This window comes from Sphingobacterium sp. ML3W, assembly GCF_029542085.1.
In the GTDB taxonomy this organism is placed as follows: domain Bacteria; phylum Bacteroidota; class Bacteroidia; order Sphingobacteriales; family Sphingobacteriaceae; genus Sphingobacterium.
The window spans coordinates 1,876,107-1,898,992 of the sequence record NZ_CP107036.1 but is presented as its reverse complement, the minus strand read 5'-3'; the positions used below and the strand labels follow the sequence as shown (position 1 = coordinate 1,898,992).

Annotated in this window: 20 protein-coding genes; 4 read left to right on the top strand and 16 right to left on the bottom strand. The window is 40.8% G+C overall.

Annotated features, from left to right (window positions below; genetic code table 11):
• Positions 1-121: 121 nt before the first annotated feature.
• Positions 122-2,221, bottom strand: coding sequence for a cation-translocating P-type ATPase (locus OGI71_RS08120; RefSeq protein ID WP_282254886.1), 2,100 nt, complete (start codon positions 2,219-2,221; stop codon positions 122-124).
• Between the two features lie 177 nt (positions 2,222-2,398).
• On the opposite strand from OGI71_RS08120, the gene OGI71_RS08115 reads away from it, so the two are divergent.
• On the top strand, positions 2,399-3,247 hold the full coding sequence (locus tag OGI71_RS08115; RefSeq protein WP_282254885.1) for a mechanosensitive ion channel domain-containing protein: 849 nt from the start codon (positions 2,399-2,401) through the stop codon (positions 3,245-3,247).
• Here the strand turns inward: OGI71_RS08115 and coaA are convergent.
• From coaA to lysS, 6 genes are all read right to left on the bottom strand, one after another.
• Positions 3,244-4,203, bottom strand: coding sequence for a type I pantothenate kinase (gene coaA, locus OGI71_RS08110; RefSeq protein WP_259178816.1), 960 nt, complete (start codon positions 4,201-4,203; stop codon positions 3,244-3,246). The two genes, OGI71_RS08115 and coaA, sit on opposite strands and share 4 nt — an antisense overlap.
• A gap of 191 nt (positions 4,204-4,394) precedes the next feature.
• On the bottom strand, positions 4,395-4,799 hold the full coding sequence (locus OGI71_RS08105; protein WP_282254884.1) for an OsmC family protein: 405 nt from the start codon (positions 4,797-4,799) through the stop codon (positions 4,395-4,397).
• A gap of 21 nt (positions 4,800-4,820) precedes the next feature.
• A complete protein-coding gene (locus OGI71_RS08100; protein WP_120257954.1) occupies positions 4,821-5,201 on the bottom strand; it encodes a methylglyoxal synthase in 381 nt (126 codons plus the stop codon).
• 169 nt (positions 5,202-5,370) lie between these two features.
• A complete protein-coding gene (locus tag OGI71_RS08095) occupies positions 5,371-6,603 on the bottom strand; it encodes a spore maturation protein (protein WP_259178819.1) in 1,233 nt (410 codons plus the stop codon).
• Positions 6,604-6,634: 31 nt separating this feature from the next.
• Positions 6,635-7,690 carry a patatin-like phospholipase family protein gene (locus OGI71_RS08090; RefSeq protein WP_282254883.1) on the bottom strand — a complete coding sequence of 352 codons (1,056 nt, stop codon included), beginning with the start codon at positions 7,688-7,690 and terminating at the stop codon, positions 6,635-6,637.
• 137 nt (positions 7,691-7,827) lie between these two features.
• Positions 7,828-9,546 carry a lysine--tRNA ligase gene (gene lysS / locus OGI71_RS08085; protein ID WP_282254882.1) on the bottom strand — a complete coding sequence of 573 codons (1,719 nt, stop codon included), beginning with the start codon at positions 9,544-9,546 and terminating at the stop codon, positions 7,828-7,830.
• Positions 9,547-9,770: 224 nt separating this feature from the next.
• Here lysS and OGI71_RS08080 point away from each other — a divergent pair, with 224 nt between their 5' ends.
• Positions 9,771-10,376: an RNA polymerase sigma factor gene (locus tag OGI71_RS08080; protein ID WP_223580031.1), complete on the top strand. Its 606-nt coding sequence runs from the start codon at positions 9,771-9,773 to the stop codon at positions 10,374-10,376.
• A 14-nt stretch (positions 10,377-10,390) separates the two neighbouring features.
• Positions 10,391-11,773, top strand: a complete 1,383-nt coding sequence (locus OGI71_RS08075) for a hypothetical protein (protein WP_282254881.1) — start codon at positions 10,391-10,393, stop codon at positions 11,771-11,773.
• Positions 11,774-11,910: 137 nt separating this feature from the next.
• Here the strand turns inward: OGI71_RS08075 and OGI71_RS08070 are convergent, their stop codons facing one another.
• The 9 genes from OGI71_RS08070 to OGI71_RS08030 form a co-directional block, all read right to left on the bottom strand.
• Entirely contained in the window at positions 11,911-12,522 is a 612-nt protein-coding gene (locus tag OGI71_RS08070; protein WP_282254880.1) for an HAD family phosphatase, read from the bottom strand.
• 136 nt (positions 12,523-12,658) lie between these two features.
• Complete coding sequence (locus OGI71_RS08065) at positions 12,659-15,829, bottom strand: multidrug efflux RND transporter permease subunit (protein WP_282254879.1); 3,171 nt, start codon at positions 15,827-15,829, stop codon at positions 12,659-12,661.
• A gap of 37 nt (positions 15,830-15,866) precedes the next feature.
• Positions 15,867-17,024 carry an efflux RND transporter periplasmic adaptor subunit gene (locus OGI71_RS08060; RefSeq protein ID WP_259178835.1) on the bottom strand — a complete coding sequence of 386 codons (1,158 nt, stop codon included), beginning with the start codon at positions 17,022-17,024 and terminating at the stop codon, positions 15,867-15,869.
• A gap of 28 nt (positions 17,025-17,052) precedes the next feature.
• Positions 17,053-18,378 (bottom strand): TolC family protein, encoded by a 1,326-nt coding sequence (locus OGI71_RS08055; RefSeq protein ID WP_259178837.1) that lies wholly within the window; start codon positions 18,376-18,378, stop codon positions 17,053-17,055.
• Positions 18,368-18,988, bottom strand: coding sequence for a TetR/AcrR family transcriptional regulator (locus tag OGI71_RS08050; protein WP_282254877.1), 621 nt, complete (start codon positions 18,986-18,988; stop codon positions 18,368-18,370). Before OGI71_RS08050 ends, OGI71_RS08055 begins: the two co-directional genes overlap by 11 nt.
• Before the next feature lie 212 nt (positions 18,989-19,200).
• Positions 19,201-19,620, bottom strand: coding sequence for a cytochrome c (locus tag OGI71_RS08045; RefSeq protein ID WP_282254875.1), 420 nt, complete (start codon positions 19,618-19,620; stop codon positions 19,201-19,203).
• Position 19,621: 1 nt separating this feature from the next.
• A complete protein-coding gene (locus OGI71_RS08040) occupies positions 19,622-20,269 on the bottom strand; it encodes an SCO family protein (RefSeq protein ID WP_282254874.1) in 648 nt (215 codons plus the stop codon).
• Positions 20,270-20,351: 82 nt separating this feature from the next.
• Positions 20,352-20,768: a transposase gene (locus tag OGI71_RS08035; RefSeq protein WP_282254873.1), complete on the bottom strand. Its 417-nt coding sequence runs from the start codon at positions 20,766-20,768 to the stop codon at positions 20,352-20,354.
• 41 nt (positions 20,769-20,809) lie between these two features.
• Positions 20,810-21,307: a DUF4442 domain-containing protein gene (locus OGI71_RS08030; protein ID WP_282254872.1), complete on the bottom strand. Its 498-nt coding sequence runs from the start codon at positions 21,305-21,307 to the stop codon at positions 20,810-20,812.
• Between the two features lie 92 nt (positions 21,308-21,399).
• Here OGI71_RS08030 and OGI71_RS08025 point away from each other — a divergent pair, with 92 nt between their 5' ends.
• Entirely contained in the window at positions 21,400-22,635 is a 1,236-nt protein-coding gene (locus OGI71_RS08025; protein WP_282254871.1) for an MFS transporter, read from the top strand.
• Positions 22,636-22,886: the final 251 nt, after the last annotated feature.

Genomic DNA, 22,886 nt, shown 5'->3' with positions numbered 1-22,886 from the left:
TTGGCTTGCTACGCATGCGAAGTTACAAAAATTTAACCTCAAAAGCGAATGAATTGAAGCCTAATATACATAAAAAAGACAATCTTTTATGGATTGTCTTGGTACTGATGCCGTATTGTTTTTATTTCATTTTTTTAAAGCGTAGGCGGATCGAGTTGCCGATCACAATAAGATCGGAGAAGGCCATACTCAACGCTGCGAGCATGGGACCCAGAAACCCCACAGCTGCTAATGGAATCGCAATGATGTTATACGCAAATGCCCAAAAGAGGTTTTGTTTGATGGTCAGGAGGGTGTGATGCCCTATCTGTAGCAGCTTTTCAATTGATTTCAAATCATTGTTTAATAGGATTACTTTCGCAGATTGAATGGCCACATGTGTTGCGTCACCGAGAGAAATACCGACATCAGCTGCCGTAAGGGCAGGAGCATCGTTGATGCCATCACCAACCATCGCAGTAGGAGCAGCCTTTTTGAGCTCAGATAGGATCGCCAGTTTTTCGCTGGGCGATTTTTCCCAGTAGACGTCAGCTATGCCAAGCTTTTGTGCTGCCCGTTCACATTTACTCTGTCTGTCACCACTTAATAGAATAGGTCTGATCCCTTTATCTTTTAGATACTGAATAAGCTCTTTTGCATAGGGCTTGATCTGATCTTCCAAAACGATACCTGCAATGACAACTTCATTAATCGTCAGCGACAGGTCGTATCGATTGGAATAATCCTTCTTGCCGATTTTGGCATTACAGATGGAATAGCTGTTCCCATTCGTGTCCGTAGCAAATATTCCTTGTCCTTTAATTTCATTGACTTCCTTGAAAATAATACGATAGGACTTTATTTCCTTCAACTGCTTACGGATAGATTGGGCAATCGGATGACTGGAGTAGCTTTCCAGTTGTGCAATAATGGATTCGACCTGAGATTGCTCGATACCAAAGGTCTGAATGGCCTTGATGTTAAAATCGCCCGTTGTCAGTGTCCCTGTCTTATCAAAGACCATCTGTTTGAGTTCGGATAACTCTTCAATTGTGCTTCCACCCTTGATGAGGATACCTTGCTTGGCCGCCCGACCGAGACCTACCATCACTGCTGTTGGTGTAGCCAGGCCCATTGCACAGGGGCAAGACACAACAAGTGTCGCAATGGCATTCATCAAGGCTTGCTGCAAGGGCAACTGGGCAATAAAGTAAGCAATAAAAAAGGTGAAAAAGGCGATTGTGACAACAATAGGCACAAAATAGGCCGCTACTTTATCACCAAATTTTTGGATAGGTGGTTTTTTGCTCTGCGCGTCTTTTATCAATTGAATGATCTGATACAACACGCTTTTTGAACCTACTTTGGTTGCCGTGATTCTGATATTGCCGGCAGTCAGCAGTGTCCCGCCAATGACAGCTTCATATTTTGTTTTTTCAATGGGCATGCTCTCGCCCGTGATCATTGATTCGTCTATCCAGCCATGTCCATCCAGGATGTCACCATCTGCTGGAATCAGACTTCCCGTATTTACTTTGAGGATATCTCCGGATTTAATCTCTTTAGCGGTAATTTCAATCTCCTGATCGTCGAGGATTTTAATCGCCTTAATGTCTTGATATTTAACTAGATCTTTGATCGCAGATGTGGTTTTGGTAACAGCACGTTTTTCAAGTACATTCCCCATAAAAACCAAGGTAATGATGGTTGCACAGGTTTCGTAAAATTGATAATCGTGCCCCAGATTATAGTACGTACCAATAGCGCTATAGACAAATGCTGCAGTGGAACCCACAAAGATAAGCACATCCATGTTAGGCATTTTATTCCATAGCGAGCGTAGTGCACTATTGCCAAAGTAAAGACAGCCAACAAGATAGACAGGCGCACATAAAGCCAGTTGTATATAGGAGTCATGAAGCAAGGGGAGATCCACAAACATGTGACTCCAGAGTGGAATCGTAAAGAGCAGACAGATCAGAAATTTAAACTCAACTGATTTCCAGAAGCTTACTCTGGCATCTTTGTCCTTGATGACTTTGTACCCCAATGACTCGATGCCTTTAACAAGCTGTGGAACCTGATCCTGCGGAATATCGGAAAACTTTACTTCATCTGAAGCGAAATCAACGTAAATCTCCTTAGCGCCGTTGTCTTCTAGGTATTTATGGATTGAAATAGCACAATTTGTACAATGCATTCCGGTGACGTTGAGTTCAGTTTGCACGTTGGATTCCTTCATTTAATAGCATGTAATGTCTTTAGGCAAAGATAGGTATTTCCTGATAATGCTTTTTACGTAAAGTAAAATTGTTTAGCTATGCAACATTTTTAGTTCCGTCATGCCGCAAAAAAATCTTTGGTGACAGTGGAGAAAACGATAAATTTGTTTTTATTTGCAAATCATCAACGTTTAAAAATGACGAAATCTATTTCAATTTCTTTTATTGTACGGATCATACTACTTATTGCGCTGACGGCTTCATTTGTGCAGTTTGAAGCTTTTTATAAACAGAAAGATAGCATACGGGATATTGCATACGGACTGAATACTTTTCTGACGGCCAGCGTACTGATTTCGATCGGTCATTTTATTTTGGTCAAACTTTATAATAGTAGAAATGAACATCAGGTTGTGCGCGGTAATTTCGTGCTCGGCATCACACGGGTGGCGACCGTAGGAAATGTATTTTTTATTATTGTAAGTGTGATGATTGCTGTTGGTATCAATCCGAAGGATTTTATCACCAGTATGACGATCGTTGCCATGGCCATTGCCGTTATTTTTAGAGAATATATTACAAATATGATATCGGGTCTGATCATTATGTTTTCGGATCAGTTTTCTGTCGGTGATCGCATTAAAATCGGGGAGTATCAGGGCAAAATTGTTGATATTACCTTGGCCAATCTAGTTGTCCGGGACGAGGATGATGATGCTGTGATGATTCCGAATAACCTGGTATTTACCGCGACTTTGGTCAACAAGACCTCACAGAAATCCAATAAAATAGTTGTGAAATTCGAGTTGCCGGTTGATCATGCGGCAGCTGTGGAGGAGTTGGAGCAATATTTTAAGCCTTTATTTCAGAATAATCCCAATTTAGACCACGGACAGGGCTTCTCGGTGAAAATAGCTGACCTGGCCAAAGACTTTGTGAAATACAAAGTTGAAGTCAGCACCATATCTTCGAGCAATCGGATTCACCAACAGGTGCAGAGCAAGATCCTGAATGAAGTGCTTCAATTTAAGGGACGGCTCAGTTAGATCTTTCTGACCTTCACATTCTTGACAAAGTGGTGGCTGCCTTTCTCTAGGATAAGATCGGCACGGTAACGGGTCGGTAAGATATTCTTGATCAGATTGGGCTTGTTGATCTCATTCCAGATGTTCACGGCCATGGCATGACTCTCCTCAGGTGACATATCCGCATATTTATGGAAAAATGAAGCCGGATTCTGAAAGGCTGTCGCGCGCAAGGATTCAAACCTATTGGTATACCATTCGATGAGGTTTTTCTCACTGGCATGTACATAGATAGAATAATCGAAGAAGTCGGAAACGAATACACTATGGCCTTTACGTGGGCGTTGTGAGTTAACCTGTAATACGTTAATACCTTCGACAATCAGGATATCCGGTTGTTCAATGATTTGCTGTTGGTCGTCTGGCAGGACATCGTAAACCAAGTGGCTATAAACCGGAACAGTAATCTTAGGGGCTCCAGACTTGACGGCAGAGAGGAAATGGATCAACCGTTTGGCATCATAGCTTTCCGGAAATCCTTTGCGGTTGAGGATACCTTTTTCGATCAGCTGTTGATTGGGGTAGAGGAAGCCATCTGTTGTCACCAGATCTACTTTTGGTTTGGAAGGCAACATACTCAGTACCCGTTGCAATACTCTTGCTGTTGTACTTTTTCCTACCGCCACAGATCCGGCAATGCCGATAATATAGGGCAATTTGCTCTCTTCTTTACCGAAGAAGCGATTTGTCCGTTGATGAAGGCTTTGGAAACGGTCAATGTGGATTTCTAGCAAATGGCTCAAAGGAACGTAAACTTCTTCGATCTCCTGATTTGTCAATGGCTCATTGAGTGCATGTAGATTTTCAAGATCTTCAGAACTGAAGTTGTGCAATATTTTTCCATTTAGATTTTTCCAGTCTTCCCGTTTTATTGATCTAAAAGGAGAGTCTATTGCTATTTGTGGATCCAATTGCATCGGTTTGCTATTTTTATTGAACGTGTATGTATTCTTGATTCCTGCTTATTCTTTCAAAACTGAGCTTTCCGCTCGATTCAAAGGCCTATTAGAACCTTCGGCATCCTTTTGCCTCACTAGCATGGATTGTTATACGAAGATTTTTTGTGCGGACAAATATAAATAGTGTTGTCCGTTATCCCAAGAAACAATTACAAATGATTTGAAGTTATTACAATAGGATTAGTTAAGATTTTATGCACCGGACATTTTTCAGCGATCTTAAATAACCTCTTTTTTTGTTCGTCGTCCAAATCGCCTTTGAAGCTAATGTGACATTGTATATAGGTCGTCTGCTGCTGTTCACTGGTCTGGATTTCGTGTGAAAGACGGATCATAACTTCTTCTAGGGGCCAGTTTTTTCGATCAGCATACATTTTTACTGTGACAGCTTTACATGTGCCTAAAGAAGAAAGTAAAAGCGGTGTAGGGCTTATCCCTTGATCCTGACCCCCTAAATCTTCCGGTTCATCGACAATAATCTGGTGTTTGCCATATTGTACAGTTGTTGTATAGGGAGTTTCACCTATGGTGACAATAACTTCATTTTCCGTCATCTTGAATAAAATAGTTTTTTGTTAGTCAACGAGATCTTCCAATAATCCTTCGATAATTAAGCTTCCAGTAGCAGGATTTGTTGCCAATGGAACATTATAGAGGTCGCATACTCGCATTAACATCTGAATGTCGGGTTCATGCGCATGCTTGCCGAGCGGATCACGGAAGAAGATAATACCATCCACTTTACCTTCAGCGGCCAATGCAGCGATCTGTGCATCACCGCCCATAGGGCCACTTAATTTTAGCTCCACAGGTAATCCGGTTTGCCGCACATAGGAACCCGTTGTTCCCGTTGCGATGATATTAGCATGTTCCAACAAATCTTGGTGGTCTTTGACAAAGGCAACCATTTCTGGTTTCTTGCCATCATGGGCGATCAGTGCGATTGTTTTTTTCATTCGTCTCTAATTATTTATTCATTTGTCTATGCATTCAAATGCTTTGAAGCGATCCTTAACTGATTGAATACACATAGATCATTATTTATCTACTTTACTTGTCTCCCGGTTTAATTCATTTAAGTGTTTATTTGCTATTGTTTTTTCAACTAATAGCTGACAATAAACACTATTTGAAAAAGATATAAGAGATAATAATCGCCGCTACCACACCAGCCAATTCAGCCAAAAGAGCGCAAGGTAGGGCATGTCTTGTCCGTTTTATACCCACGGCACCAAAGTAGACTGCTAGTACATAAAATGTTGTCTCTGTAGAACCCTGGATCACACAGGCAACGCGGGCAGCAAAATCCATCGGACCTTTGGCATTCATCAGATCGACCATTAGTCCTCGGGCACCCGAGCCGCTAAGCGGTTTCATAAATGCAACAGGAAGAGCATCTACAAAAGACGTATCTAAACCACATAGAGCAATACCTTTGGATATCCCAGCAACCATATAATCCATCGTTCCGGAAGCTCTAAAGACAGCAATACCGACCAACATAGCTACCAGATAGGGGATAATCTTGACAGAAACTTCAAAACCTTCTTTGGCACCCTCAATAAAGGAATCGTAAACGTTGACTTTGCGGAACAGCGCCAATCCGATAAACGAAGTGAATAAACTAAACAAGATTACATTACCAAATACCTTGCTGAAGACTTCAATTTCAGATTGCTGTAAACCTGAAAAATAGTAAAGCAATCCACCGATAAATAAACACATGGCACCTAAATAGCCCAAAACTACCCGGTTGAATAGATTTATTTTCTGATAGATGGCTACAAGAATCAATGCGACCAAGGTGGAAAAGAATGTTGCAATCAAAATCGGAAGAAAGACATCCGAAGGATCTGGTGCACCTGCTTCCTTGCGGTAAGCCATAATCGAAATCGGCAATAAGGTCAGACTGGATGCATTGAGTACAATAAACATAATCTGTGCATTTGTTGCTGTGTCCTTATTGGGATTGAGTTCCTGAAGCTCCTTCATTGCTTTAAGTCCCAAAGGGGTAGCTGCATTATCCAAGCCAAGTGCATTGGCGGAAAAATTCATTAGGATAGATCCAAGAGCAGGGTGGTTTTTAGGGACTTCAGGAAATAATTTATGGAAGAAAGGACCTACGATTTTTGCGAAGATATTGATCATACCACCTTTTTCACCAATTTTCATGATCCCTAGAGCGAAACTCATCATTCCTATCAGTCCTAAGGAGATTTCGGCTCCGTTTTTAGCACTGTCAAAGATCGAGTTGACAATTTGTTGGAAAATTTCGGTGTCTCCGAAGAAGATAAGTTTTACTAGGGCTACGGCAAATGTGATTAAAAAAAATGCAACCCAAACGTAGTTTAATGCCATAATAGATTTAAATATGCGTAAAAGTAACCTTTTAGAATTTATCCATCAACTGGCTCCATGGATTTTTCTTCTTATTCTGATTCTTTTCTTTGATGAGGTGTTCGATGATATAATCCAGCGTATCCTCATGTTCGCTGATCAGCTTATCGGATAGGGATATGAGTTTCTGTATATTATTTGGTGAGGCAGCATCTAGGGAAGCATTGATACTGGACAGGTTTGCCGGTTCCAGGCGGATATAATTCTGCTGTTTGCCATTGTTCCTGAACAATTGCTTAATAAAAAATTCGGTACTTTCAGAAGAAGCACTTGTCATAATATCGACTAGGGCGGGGCCAATCTGGATCGCAAGTTTTTTCTTGAAGTGTTCGTAATTATATGCTGTCTTTGAAACGCCGGTACCCAAGGATACCATAAATACATCATTGATCTGTGTACTATTGAAAGCTTTTAGGACTTCCAGCAAACCACAGATCGAGGGGTTTTGCGCGAATACACCACCATCTATGAGCGGGTATCTGGTGTTTGATATCGAATATATTTCAGCAACAGGAAAGAAGGTCGGAGCCGCTGAGGTTGCCTTACATACGTCCTTTAGATAAAAATCGCGCGCTTCGCCATGTGTAATGGCTTTTTGCTGTCTGAAAAAATGATTTTTACGGAGCTCGATATTGTAAGCCGTGATAATACATGGCTTGATGAGATGACTTAGCCGTGCATTCTGAAAATATTTGTCCAGCACATTGGATAAGGCAACTGAGGAATACAATTCACTGACCAGACCAAATCCGCCCAGAAAACGTCGCCATTTTGAGGTGTGAAAGATTTCTGTCCCGTGATTGACAAATAGGTTTAGGGCGTCGCGTGCTGAAAACTTTGGGTGCGTGGGATTTCCCTCTTCCGGGAATAGTAGGATGCTTGTCAGAATCCCACCACTGCTTGTACCGGCAATAAAATCAAAATAGGAGGCGATACGTGCATTGGTATCCATTGTTTTTTTCTGTAATTTCTCCTCCAAAGCCACAAGTATCATAGCCGGAATAATTCCCCGAATACCACCGCCATCAAGGGCAAGTATGCTCTTCATACGCTAAAGCAATTTTTATTTCAAGATACGTAAATATAGAAAATGTTTGCAATTTAGTGTACCCTTTCTTGGGTAAGGATTTTATAAAAAAAGCGTATCCGATTTTTTCAGACACGCCTTTTATATGCTGTAGTCGGTTAGTTAAACCAAGCAAGTACATCCTCTTTGCTCGGCATCGCTATCTCTAGTTTTAGCTTTTTACGCATACCACCCAGATCATTGAAAACTTTATTCGGATTGGCTTCTTTTAATGCTTCAATGGTTGTAAAACCCATTTTTTGTAGAGCTGGTACCCATTCCGCTGGAATGCCTTGCTCTTCATAGTCTTTCACATCAGCAACTTTTGCTACTTTCTCTGGACGCATTTGTGGGAAGAACAATACTTCTTGAATAGAAGCATTATTTGTCAGGAACATAATCAGGCGATCCATACCTATTCCCAAACCAGAAGTAGGAGGCATACCATATTCTAATGAACGCAAGAAATCCTGGTCGATAAACATCGCTTCATCGTCACCTTTCTCTGAAAGACGTAATTGATCCTCAAAGCGTTCGCGTTGATCAATCGGGTCATTCAATTCCGAGTAAGCATTGGCAATCTCTTTTCCACAGACCATTAACTCGAAACGTTCTGTTAAATCCGGATTGTCTCTATGTTTCTTTGTCAATGGTGACATTTCTTTTGGATAATCCGTAATGAATGTTGGTTGGATATAGTTCCCTTCACATTTGGCACCGAAAATTTCGTCGATTAGCTTGCCTTTACCCATTGTTTCGTTGACGTCGATTCCCATGCCTTTCGCAGCAACACGAATTTCATCTTCGGTTTTGCCTGTGATATCAAATCCTGTAAATTCTTTGATGGAATCGGTCATGGAAATACGCTTATATGGCGCTCTGAAATCAATTTTATGCTCACCAAAAGTTGCTTCAGTGGTACCATTGACTGCCACAGCACAATATTCCAAAAGGCGTTCTGTAAAATCCATCATCCAATTGTAGTCTTTGTAGGCTACATAGATTTCCATTGCCGTAAATTCGGGATTATGGGTACGGTCCATTCCTTCGTTGCGGAAGTTCTTTGAAAACTCATACACACCGTCAAAACCACCCACGATCAATCTTTTTAGATAAAGTTCATTGGCGATACGAAGATATAAAGGAATATCCAGTGCATTATGGTGTGTGATAAATGGACGTGCAGTGGCACCACCGGGGATAGACTGCAAAACAGGTGTCTCCACTTCCATATAACCAGCATCATTAAAGAATTGACGCATGGCATTGAAAAGCTTGGTACGTTTTACAAATATTTCTTTATTGGCAGGGTTCACGATCAAGTCCACATAACGCATTCTGTAACGTTGCTCCGGATCCGTAAACGCATCGAAAGTTTTTCCTTCTGCAGATTTAACGATTGGAAGCGGGCGCAAAGATTTGGATAATACGGTAAGTTCTTCAACGTGTATTGCGATAGCTTCGGTTTGCGTTGTGAAAACATATCCTCTGACACCTACAATATCGCCAATATCCAATAGTTTCTTGAAAACGACATTATAGAGATCTTTATTTTCATCAGGACATACGTCATCACGCTTGATATAGGCCTGGATACGTCCGGTAGAATCTTGAATTTCAAAAAATGAAGCACTTCCCATAACACGACGGCTCATGATACGTCCGGCAATGGTAATGTTCTTATAATTCAATTTATCTCTATCGTAGTTTTCTAAAATATCGGCAGCGTGTGCGTTGACGACAAATTCATTTGCTGGAAAAGGCTCGATTCCCATATCCAACAACGATTGCATCGCCTGTCTTCTAAGTTGTTCCTGTTCGGATAATACAGTACTCATTCGGTCTGAATAATATTTAAAATGTGAAAATCATGCAAAAATAGCCATTTTTTTCAATTCTTTTTATTCATTTTTTTGAAAGCAGTGTAGCGAAATATAAACCGGAACCGTTAGGAGAATAAAAATAGTTAAATAGTGATATTAAGCGGGGACATTCGACTATTTGATTTTAAGTTTTATAATTTTATTTTCGTTATTTGAAGCTTAATATTAAAATAGTTTAAGTGGGAATTATTCAGTCATATTTTTATAACAAGAAGCTATCATCTTTACATGATGCCCTGGAGCGTTGCTTGCGAAATCGTGAGGACGGAAAGGCTTTCGTCTATAAAAAATATTATGGCTACCTCATGGCAATCATTATCCGCTATGTCAAACAGGATGTGGATGCCGAGGAACTTGTGAATGAGAGCTTTGTCCGGATCTTTCGAAAGTTGGAATCCTTTAATATGGATATCGATGCAGAGAACCTTGAAAAGTCATTTAGGGCCTGGATCGGTCGAATCGCGGCCAATATCTCTATTGATTTTTTGAGGGGTAAAAAACAAATGTATTCCGTGGAAGATATGGCTGAAGGGGATATGCACACACCGTCGGTTCAATTGGACAGCCGCTTAGAAGTGAATGAAATTCTGAGTCTGTTGGATCAGCTTCCCGAAATTCAAAAAACTATTTTTAATCTCTATGAAATAGAAGGGTATTCACATGATGAAATTGCCCAGATGCTAAATATACCGGATAGTACTTCGCGTACTTATCTGACAAGGGCAAAACAAAAACTGAGAAAATTATACTTGGACTATACAGGTGTAGTTCAAGAAATAAGATAAATATTGTTGTTACAATGGAAGGCAATAAGAAAAAAGAATTGATAGAAGAAATCATTGGGCAATTAAAAGACCATGAGCTACCATATCGTGAAGGCTCCTGGGAAAAGTTTGCATCAAAGCATGGGGTAGCAGCCCCGCCTTCTTCCGCCTGGAAATATTGGAGCGCGGCTGCCGCGGTACTTTTATGTTTTGGTGTGGGGTATTGGGGTTTGAAAAATAATTCTTCGGTAGCTCCGTCTTCTGCAGTTTTAACGCAAAATGATAAAAATAGCGAGGTTCTCGCGTATAATAAAGATTTAAAAGAATCTATTCAACGCTCATTGTCTGATGTTACTGCCGAGCAGGGGCTAAGTGCGCAAGAGCTATTGCGGGATAGACCGTTTACGTATTCGAAAGTGGAAAGCCAACCTGCCGATAACAGTCAGCAACAACAGTTTGTGCTATTTGGTGGAAAGGCAGTACGTGGAAATAATATCAGTGTATCAAATAATTTAGCCGCTTTGGGTGGGCAGGCCATGCAACTGCGAAATAGTACACTATCCGCACAGATCAATTTGGATGACCCTACAGTTACTGCTTCGACAGATATCACGACAGGGACTAAGGTTGCCACAGCAACACATTCAAATGTGATATCAACGAACTCAAATACAGCTGTTTCTTCTACACAGATCCAACGTGAGGCTGCACGTCTTGCGGCACTATATGCTGGACAACAGGGAAACCAGAAGAGTAGTGTGATGTTAAAAAGCAACAATGATCTCGATAGAAAATGGGAAATGGGCGCATTTGTGTCTCCAGCTTCCACTTCTGAAAGTATTACTCTTGGTGGAGGAGTTGCCCTGGCCTATAATGTTTCGAGTAAGGTCAGCATTCGTTCAGGTGCTTCTATCCAACACTATGGCGCTGTTTCGGGAAATACACCCATTACACCGGCGATGGCTTCCAATTCTTTTGAAATGAACGCACCAAGTTATCTTTCGCAACCCAATGGTTTGAGTAATGCTTTTGCAAAGGGTTTAGCCGATGCAAAAGATGCCAAAAGCAACGAACGTGTCTCCGGTAAAATTTTGACGGTGGATATTCCGGTTGATGTTCGCTATGCAATCACTAAGAATTTTTATACCTCTGTTGGGGTTTCTTATGTTGGTTTACTGGATCAGGAACGCGCGACCATTTACGAAACCAACAATACAGAATATAAGCAAAAATCCACCGAAAAGAATGTGGATGATAAAGGTGTAAATGGTTTTGTGAATTTCTCGGTCGGAAGAAAACAGAAAGTAGGAAAACTTTCCATTTCTGTGGAACCCTATTATAAAATACCGGTTGGTGGTTTAAGATCGTCTGATCTGAATTACAGTAATGGTGGTGTGAAAATTATCACTAGCTTTTAGTTTAGAAAGAAGCTATGCAAAAAGTAGACGCGAACCCCTTCCAGAATTGAACAGTCTGAAAGGAGGGAGCGCAGGAATAAAAGAAAAGCCCTCGATAGAAAATTCGGGGGCTTTTTGTAGCGTCTTTATTTGATCGATTATAGCTCGTCTACACGAACCCAGCCCATTCCGGCGGCTTTTGCACCTTCTACCCCCGGAACTCCATCTTCATAGACTAAACATTTTTCTGGAGCAATATTCAACTGTGAAGCAGCGAGTAAGAACGGTTGCGGCGAGGGTTTACCTTCTGCTGTATCACCGGCACACACCAATGTTTCCAGGTCATCCCATACACCTATGGTTGTCAGAGTCATCGACAAGGTTGTTCTTGTGCCTCCTGAGACAGCAGCAATATGTTTTTTACCCTTTTGATATTTTAAATGTTCAACAACATAATCTACCGGCTTTGTTTTAAAGACATATTCGTCCCGAAATATGGTGGACTTCAATGTTGAGAATTCTTGATAATTGAAATCTACGCCATAGCGTTTACTGATTTCCTCTGCAACAGCGACCGTAGGCCAGCCGGCCGTTTCGTCAATAAGAGTGACATCCAAAGTGACACCATATTGTTCGGCGGCAGCTTTATACGCTTGTTTATGGGCATCCATGTTGTCGGCCAAAGTACCGTCGACGTCAAATAGTAGGGCATCATAGGATTCGGCAAGAAGATTTAGCTGTTCAAATTTACGTTGTGATTCAGGTGACATATCTATTTAATAGTGTGTGGTAAAATTAAAAATTATAATTGGATGAGCCAAAAGAAAGACGCCTTTCCTTCGTCAGAAGGAAAGGCGTCTTATGGTATATAGTCCGTTCTTAGCGCATACTGCAAATTTTATTTGCTTAATGTGCACTTAAGTTCTTCGCTTTTTCTTCATCAAAATTAGCTTCTAATTCAGCCAATTTTTTCTTACCGTAAGCCATTCGTGTGATCACAACGAATAGAACCGGTACGATAAAAATTGCCAACAGTGTTGCCGCAGTCATACCACCGAATACCGTCCAACCGATTGTTTGGCGAGATATGGCACCAGCACCGTGTGATAACATCAATGGAATAATACCCAGGATGAATGCAAAAGAGGTCATGATAATCGGACGTAAACGCAATTTTACAGCGTCTAATGTCGCTTCATAGAGATTCATCCCGATATCAACCCGTTCTTTGGCAAATTCCACAATTAGGATCGCATTCTTGGCCGCAAGACCAATGATGGTTACCAGACCGATTTGTGCATAGATATTATTATCTAAAGACGGTATCAACGTTAAGGTCAAGATTGCTCCAAATACCCCTAAAGGAACCGATAGGAGGATAGAGAATGGAACAGACCAGCTTTCATACAACGCTGCCAACAGCAAGAATACAAATAAGATACATAAAGCAAAGATCTGAACGGTCTTCGATCCGGACTGCATCTCTTGTAATGAAAGACCTGAGAACTGATAGTCAAATCCTTCTGGTAATGTCTGCGCCGCAACTTCTTGCAAAGCTTTCAGCGCATCTCCAGAAGAATATCCTGGGGCAGAACTACCATTGATCTCGATACTTCTAAAAATATTGTAGTGGTTGATGATTGAAGGCATTGTTATTAGCTCATACTTCACCAAGGTACCCATCGGCACTGGATTGCCCATCGTATTGTTGACATACAGCTTGTTGATGTCTTCAATGTTCATCCGGTAGGGGATATCGGCTTGTGTAACGACACGGTAGCTACGGCCATATTTCGTAAAGTCATTGACATAGCTACTTCCTAAATAGGCCGATATTGTCGAATAGATACTTGAGATCGGTACGCCCATACGTTTTGCCTGTTCACGATTTACTTCCAATTTGTAGTTTGGCGAATTGGTGTTAAACATGGTATAGGCCATTCCAATTTCAGGACGTTGGTTGGCCGCCATAAGAAATTTACCTACAGTGGCTTCAAAATCTTTGATATTTACTGTTTGTAAATCTTGAATTTGTAGGGAGAAACCGCCGGAAGTACCCAAACCTGGGATTGCCGGTGGCGTTACTGCCAATACGCGAGCTTTCGTATAAGCCATGTATTTACCCATGATCATGCCAGCGATATCGTTTGCGGTACGTGTACGTGTTTCCCACGGTTTTAGGGAGACGAATAGCGTTGCACCATTTGATTTGAAGGCACGGTTCAAAATATTGATACCCGAGATGGCTGTAACGTATTTGATTTCAGGGAAGGTCTTGTGTAAATCGTCCTCGATCTCTTTTAATACTTCATTGGTACGGGCAGAAGATGAACCCTCAGGTAAAGTGACACCAGCGAAGAATGCACCACCGTCTTCAGAAGGAATAAATCCTGTTGGCTTGGTGGTAAACATATAACCTGTACCGATAAAGATACATAAAAGGATAATCAATACAAGCGGCGCCTTTTTGATGGCTTGTTTTACACCGCGTGAGTACTTGATCGTCACTTTCTCAAACCAAACGTTGAATTTGTAGAAGAACTTGTTCAATCCTTTTGCACCTTCGTGTACAGCTGTTGGTTTCAATAAAATTGAACATAGCGCAGGTGTCAGGGAGAGGGCAATAAATGCGGATAACATAACCGATACGGCAATGGTAATCGCAAATTGTTGATACAGTTTACCCACCATCCCCGGAATAAATCCTACTGGAACGAATACCGCGGCCAAGATCAAGGCAATCGCGATAACCGGCGCAGTAATATCACCCATTGCGCGACGGGTCGCTTCTTTTGCATCTAGTTTATAGTGGTCAATATAGTGCTGTACCGCTTCCACCACAACGATGGCGTCATCCACCACAATACCGATGGCCAGTACAAAGGCAAGCATCGTCAGGTTGTTGACTGAGAAACCAAACATCAGGAAGAAGATGAATGTACCAATAATCGACACTGGAATCGCTAGAACAGGGATTAATGTTGCTCTCCAGCTTTGTAAGAAGAAGAATACCACAAAGGTTACCAAAAGTAATGCTTCCACCAGGGTATGGATTACCGAAGAAATGGATGCATTTACTACAGAAACGGTCTCGTAACTGATGGTGTAATCAACGTCCGTTGGAAAGGATTGCTTTAATTTTTCCAGGGCAGCAACAATACCTTCTGCAGATTCAACGGCGTTTCCACCCGGTGTCTGGTTGATCATCATCGCAGATGAGGTCATTCCATTTACTTTGGAAGAAGTTCCATAACTAAATTGTCCCAGTTCTACGCGTGCGACATTCTTTAAAAGTACAATGGATCCATCTTTATTGGTCTTTACGACAATATTTTCAAAGTCCTCCGGATTAGAAAGGTCACTATCCGTAATAATAGGATATTCAAATACGGTCGAAGACTCTTGTGGGCGTGCTCCGACACTACCTCCCGGTATACGGGTATTTTGTTCGGCAATAGCTGCGGAAACATCTGCAGGTGTCATGCTTAGATTAGCCAATTTGTTGGCATCTAACCATACACGCATGGAGAAAGGTTGACCGAAGGCCGTTACATCACCGACACCTTTGACACGCAATAACGCATCTTTGACGTACAAGTTGTTGTAATTGGCCAGAAAATTTTCATCTCTGGTTCCTTTGGGTGATGTTAAAGCCACCAACATCAAGATATCGTTGTTGGCTTTACGGGTAGTGATCCCCAAACGTCTAACAGCTTCTGGAAGGGCAGGTTCTGCAATCCCGACGCGGTTTTGGACGTCTAGGGTTGCGATATCGATGTCGGTACCTACTTCAAATGTGACAGTAATTGTTGCTTGACCATTTGAAGTACTATTTGACGACATATAAATCATGCCAGGTGTACCATTGATCTGACTCTCGATCAGAGTTGTCACGGTCTGCTCAACCGTCTGTGCATCTGCGCCCGTATAGTTTGCTGTAACTGTTACGGTTGGAGGTGCAATAGAAGGGTACTGGCTAATTGGCAACGTAGATACAGCAATAACTCCGATGATTGAAATCAATATCGAAATAACGATTGCGGTAACTGGCCTCTTAATAAATACTTCTGAAATCATTCTATATCTTTTAGATTCTCTTTAAAAATTAATGCTGTTATTTTCCTTTCGGAGCGCCTTTTGCAGCTTGTTGGGCAGCAGTGGCAGCATCGACAACTTTAACACCATTTTGGACATTCATGGCTCCATCAACAACGATTTTCTCACCGTCTTTGACACCCTCTTTGATAACGATTTTATCACCGGCTTTAATACCCAATTTTACCTGACGGATTTCAGCTTTGCTGCTATCGTTAACGGCATATAAATTGAACACACCCAATTGCTCGAAGACTGCTTTGTAAGGGACAACGATTTCTTCAGTTGCCGATGTGGTGGATACATTCATGGTAATATTCATGCCCGCTCTTAACGCATTGGCATTGTTCGGGAATGTAGCCCGTATTTTAATTGTTCCTGTCGCTGGATCAACAGCACGGTCAATGGTCGTTATGCTTCCTTTACCTTCATAGGTACTTCCGTCCGGTAATAAAAGCGAAAGGTCCGAAGAAGCATGGCTGCTCTGCATTTGAGCAAACTTGCTGATATCTTTTTCGTTGACCTGAAACTCAATGGCAATCGGACTTGTTGAGGATAATGTATTCAATAGCGTAGTACCAGGATTGACCAAAGCACCTAAGCGTACCTGTGATATACCAATGGTTCCGGAGAATGGCGCACGAATCGTAGAACGGGACAGGTTTGTATTGGCTGTTACCAATGCAGCGCGTGCAGATTCTACCTGTGCTTGCGAAGAAGCAACATTTGAAACGGCATTATCATAAACCTGTTTAGCGATCGCATCTTTGTCCGCTAATGTTTGGTAACGCGCTAAATCTCTTTTTTGACGGTCAAGGTCTGTCTGTGCGATTTGAAGACTTGCTTTGGCCTGTTGTACCGCTGCATTATAACGTGTCCCGTCAATCTCATATAAGGCTTGACCTTTAGAGACCACGGCACCGTCTGAAACATATATTTTGGTAATATAACCGCTTACTTCTGCAAATAGGTCTGCTTCGTTCAACGGTTTGACTGTTGCTGGGTAACTTATGGTTCCCGTAACAGTCTCATGTGATGCTGCGCCAAAGGTAACAGGAACAACCTTCTCGGCTTGAGCCTGTGCTGCACCTTGCTTTTTTGCATCTTTATTTCCACAAGAGGTCCATACTAAAGCCGTCCCAAGGAAGAAAGCGAATAATAATTGTCTTTTATTCATGATTTGTATTAGTTTCCGTTTGAATTGATTAATTAGTTTGGATTGCCCCAACTGCTTTTTGAACATCCAATTTACTTGATAGCAATGCATAGAGCGCACTCAGATAATTGAATTGCGTTATTTTGAGATCATTTTCAGCCGTCATTAAATCCAGGTATTTTGTGATTCCCTCATCGTATTGCAATTTGATTGTTTCATAAACCTCTTTGGACAATTCTACATTCTCTTTTGCCGTTTTCCAATCATTTAGATTAGCATTGTATGTGGCTTTTGATAAGGCATACTCCGTATTGATACTGTTTTCCAGATTCTTGATATCCCAGTCAATACGTTCCTCCTGCAACCTGGATTTATTGACTTGTTTTTTTCGTTTGAATCCGTCGAAAATAGAAAAAGAGAGATTCAAACCTGCGACAGAACCCGGAAAATTGTCGTTATAGAGTTTACTGAATTTATCATTCCGATAATTGAATGCGTAGTTATAAAAGGCACTTATGCTAGGTAAATAGGTCCATTTAAAATATTGCGTGTTCAATTGTTGAATCTTTTTCGATGTTTCCAATTGTTGGAATTCGATCCGATTGGAAACACTCACAGCAGCTGTGGTATCCAATAAAATTTCGGATTCCATGTTACTGTTACTGAATGATAAAGTAAGATTTTGGCCTTTATCCAATGCTAGCAGCTGTTTCAGGTATTCATATTTATATTTTCGTAATTCGACATTACGTTTTTCGTCTGCGTTGGAATTGGCCAAAGCGATCTGCGCTCTTTTAAAATCCGTTTTGTCAACCACTCCAACATCATATTGCGATTTTGCGTCTTTCAGCTGCTTTTGGAGCCTAGCAATATTTTCGCGGACAATTTTAATCATTTCCTCTGTTGTTAGGATGTCATAATAAGCTTTGCTGACTTCCACAACCGCATTTATTTTTTTGCTTTCGGTGTTTTGCTTGTTGCCTAAGCGAACTAATGAGGCAGCCTTTTTTGCCTGTATCAATTCGGGATTCAACAATTGCTGATCGGCTTGTAGCGTCAATGCACTGGCATTATTCTGCCCCATTTTGATATTATTTCCACCGATATTGACCACAGGGACAATCACATTGTAGTTGTAGCTTCCTTTCAAACCTAATTGTGGGTACCAGCCCGAGAGGGAGATATCGATATCCTTTTCACCGATGGCTTCATCCAATTGTGCCTGTTTTACAGAAATTTGATTGCGTAGTGCATAATCTATCAGCTGCTGAAGCGTCGCATTTGGCGGCAAGTTTTCAGATTGCTGTTGTGCAAATCCTGTATTACTCAACAGCGACAGGGTCGCTAAGGAATAAACGATTTTATTAAACTTCATATATCTCATTAATTATTTTATTTCTATTGACAGCGCCATCCCAAATTATTTCCATCAGCTCCTTCATATTCTGTTCGGAGAAGTGAAGATCTTTGAATTTGATGCTATGTACTGTGGACAAAGCCACTCCGATATAACTAGCCACCAGTAGGTGAACATTTACTTGTTTTAAAATTTTTTTGTCAATGCCTTCTTGCAAAAAGTCGAGTACTTTGTTTTGGCCACCGACAGGTTCCTGTATCTCAGCTTTATTCTTCTCGTAATAAGGTGAGGAAAAAAACTGTTCAAAAAAACTGAAGATCCGTCCATTTTCTAAATAGAACTGAACAAAGTTGCGCCACACATGAAAAAAAGAAGCTTTATAATCAAAGTCTTCTTTTATCCCATCAAATATGTAATCGTTCAAGATTGACCGGCAATGTTTGAACAGCGCAAAGATCAAATCATCTTTAGAGGGAAAATAGTGGTAGATAGTTCCTATCGCTACATCGGATTCCTGTGCGATCTTACTCATTGGCGTCCCGTGGAAACCGTTTGTGTGTATCAGTTTAAGTGTGGCAGCAAAGACAGCTGCAATTTTTTCATTTGTCTGCATCAATCGAACGTTCATTCGGTTGCAAAATTAGTGATTAATTTGAATCCAAAATGTCAAATTATTGTTATAAATCAATAAAAGCTAAACAATTTGGATCAATACTACAATAAGGAAAAAAGATTTAAATTGTTTTGGCTTTGGATGATTATTTTTTAGTCGGCTGGATTTAACGTGGCTTTTTGGCATTAGGCCTCATAAAAAAAGGAACTTTATACAAGTTCCTTTTTTTATTGACAATTTTTTAATTGTTTTTCCACTTCATTTAAGGGAAATATTTCCTTGCCCTTATTGATCTTTGTATTGATATAGGTCAGTACATAAGCAATATCAACAGCGGAAAGATTTGAAGCTGGCATCGTGTTATTGAATTTCTTGCCTGCGACCTCAAGTTCCCCTGTTGCTCCATGTTTAACGATACAGGCAAGCTTCTGGTGATTTTTTTTCAAAAACTTGGTGTCTGTGAGCGGTGGGTAGAGGTTCCCCAATCCTTCTCCTTTTTCGCCATGGCAATTCTGACAATGTGTTATATACACTTTTTGACCATTTACCGTGTATTGTGCTGTCCTAATATCAATTTCGCTTTGACAGCCGATCAAAGCCGATAATAGGCATCCGATAATAAAGAAGGTCGTTAAGAGGGTCCGCATATTACTTTTTAGCTTCGTTCAATAGCTTTGGTAAGTCATCCATTAGTTTTTTTACCTGCTCATCATTAGTGCCGTCATAAGCGCCACGGATGCGTTTATCTTTGTCAATCAAGACAAGATAACCTTGGTGATCATAACCTCCGGGTACATTTTTATCCTCAGCCGTGTAAACCATATATTGGTTGGCTATACCATATATATCTGCCTTTGTACCTGAAACAAATTGCCAATGGTCATTGCTTACGCCTAATTTATTTGCGTAATCTTTCAATACGTAAGGTTGGTCATATTTAAAATCTATACTATGGGACAAAAAACGGACCGCATCATTGTCCTTATATTGTGTATAGATTTTGAGCAAATTACGGTTCATTGTCGGGCAGATACTTGGACAATGGGTAAAAAAGAAGTTTGCGATGTATACTTTTCCCTCGAAATCCTTCTCTGAGATCATCACACTATCCTGATTCAAAAACTTAAATGCCGGTATGGTATGATAAACCGTATCTATCACTTGTTTTCCATCAACTGTTTTTTCGACGGCTTCCCGTTCGCCATAAATTGGTAAGTTGGACTGGCTCGTGTTTTTGCAAGAAAATAAACCAAACAATAGGCCCGTAGCACAACAAAGTTTAATTATAGATTTCATCCGTTTGTATTCTTTTATTATCAATTTACCCTATTGGGCTTTTCTATCCTGCTGTAAGGAAGTAGTGAGCAGCGCGGCTCGCCTAGAAGTTCTTTAATTTATCTTGGCTCTCCTTGGAGACAGCATCAAATATTTTCTTCATGTCTGATACTTTTTGTAATTCGACTTCAAAATATTTGATATCGGTACTGTCGGGTTTATATGCTTTCATCCAGTCCATCATATGGTCTGTTGCACTCTCCAGATTGGCTTTCAATAAACCAAGTTCCTTTTTTGTTGCTGTGGTGTCTAAGTCCGCCTTAGCAGCTTTAAGTGTTTTTAGATTATTCAAGATAGAGTCTATTTTGACTGCATCGCGGTCAAAATGAGCGATCTGAGGCATGATTTCATCATGGATTTTGATTGTTGAATCTTGTAAAACCTTTACATTGTTTGTGCCAGTGGTTCCACATGCCGCTATTGCCAAGGATGCGATAGCCATGAAAGCGATTTTGTTCATGTTTCTATTTTTTTTGGTAATTGGACAAAGATATCAATTTCTTATTGCTCGACCTTTCGATTTCTATCCGGGAATGTAAAATTCAAGTCACGAATGTAGGTTTCACAATGTACTACAGCACATAATTCATCATTTTTATCTTTTATTTCCAGACTCAGGTTTTTGACAATCTTGCCTTTCGTGCGAATGGTTTGGGTGCATTCGTCCAATAGTTCGTCAGAAAGTTGAACAGAATAGCACACACTCGTTTTGCCGGGTTTTTTAAAATCAATCCGAGATGACTTGAGCCAAGCTACGGTTTTTTTAAAACCTGTTTTTTGAAGATACTGATCAATCAGGATCGGAAATATCGGGTCTGCAGCAGCGAAAATTGTTCCACCAAATAAGGTTTTATTGGTGTTGATATTAAACGGAGTCTTGTAAATTTTCACCTCGGCTCCTTTAAAGCCGGGACTAATTTTTTTTACCCAAATTCCCTGAAATAAAAAAGGAGGGTAAAAACGCAATAGCCATGTTAATGCACGCGGACTGTATCTCATGATACAAAAATAGAACAATGTACCGGATTATTTTTCGAAATCTTGGTTTTCTTATTTCACTATGGTATTTTTACGGCATCAAAGAACCTAAAATGTCAACATTAAAAGATAAACAGGCTGAAAGCAAGAAGGTATGGCTATTGGTGACGATCGCATCGTTGGGGTATTTTGTCGATATCTATGATCTCATTATTTTTTCTATTGTCCGCATTCAATCCTTTACAGATATCGGGGTGCCGACAGGACAGATGCGGGTAAAAGGCGAATTTGTTCTTAATATGCAAATGGGCGGTTTGTTGCTTGGAGGGATTATCTGGGGGATTATCGGTGATAAATACGGACGTTTAAAGGTGCTGTTTGGTTCTATTTTACTTTATTCTTTAGCGAATATTGCAAATGGTTTTGTAGGGGATGTGTGGCAGTATGGAATTATCCGGTTTATAGCGGGGATTGGATTGGCTGGGGAACTGGGAGCGGGGATCACCTTGGTTTCGGAAAGCATGCATAAGTCAAAGCGTGGTTATGGAACGATGCTAGTTGCCAGTGTTGGGGTATTGGGCGCTATTTTAGCCTACTTTGTTTCGGAGGAATTCAATTGGCGTACAGCTTATTTTGTTGGTGGCGGAATGGGCTTATTGTTGTTGCTATTGCGTGTTGGTTCTTTTGAGTCGGGGCTATTTAAGGAACAGGATAAAAAGGATGTTCCGAAAGGTGATTTCAGGATGCTTTTTACCGATAAAGGCCGATTGAAGCGCTATATCAATTGTCTCTGTATAGGTTTGCCAATCTGGTTTGTGGTGGGAGTGTTGGTCACGCAGGCTCCAGAAATAGGAAAAGCACTAGGAGCATCAGAGACCCTGAGCGCTGGTAAAGGGGTGATGTTTGCTTATATAGGAATTTCTATTGGCGACGTGTTAGCGGGTGTGTTTGCGCAGATTCTAAAATCTCGGAAAAAGGTGGTTTTTATTTGTCAGTTGATTATTATCGGTAGTTCGTTATGGTATCTTTTGAGTACTGGAATTACAGCCAATAAATTTTTAGTTTTGGCTTTTGTCATGGGGCTAGGAGTAGGGTATTGGGCCACATTTGTGACTATTTCGGCGGAGCAATTTGGGACCAACCTGCGGGCAACTGTGGCTACCACAGCACCTAATTTTGTCAGAGGTGCCTTGATACCATCAACAATGGTCTATGGACTTTTGGTGGATTCGTTTGGTATTGTCCCAGCGGCAATTACGATGGTCTTGGTACTTTCTGGTATTGCGATGTATTCACTGACACAACTCGAAGAAAGTTTTGATAAGGATCTGAACTATCTAGAGGAGTAAGCCTAGATAAAAGTAATAACAGCCTATTTTTTTCGGCCTGGACACTTCTTGCAACGTTTCCCTTCTTTGTATTTTTTACAGCATTTTTTGAAACAAACACAGGAAAAATCGGAAAAAGGATTCATTGCGGCACTTCTAAATTGAAATGGGCTTGCTTTGCCCTCGCCTTCACACTGTTCCACAAAGGATTCAATAACTTCGTTCATGAGACAAAGTTACAATTTGTTTAAAATAATTCTAAATAAAAATGT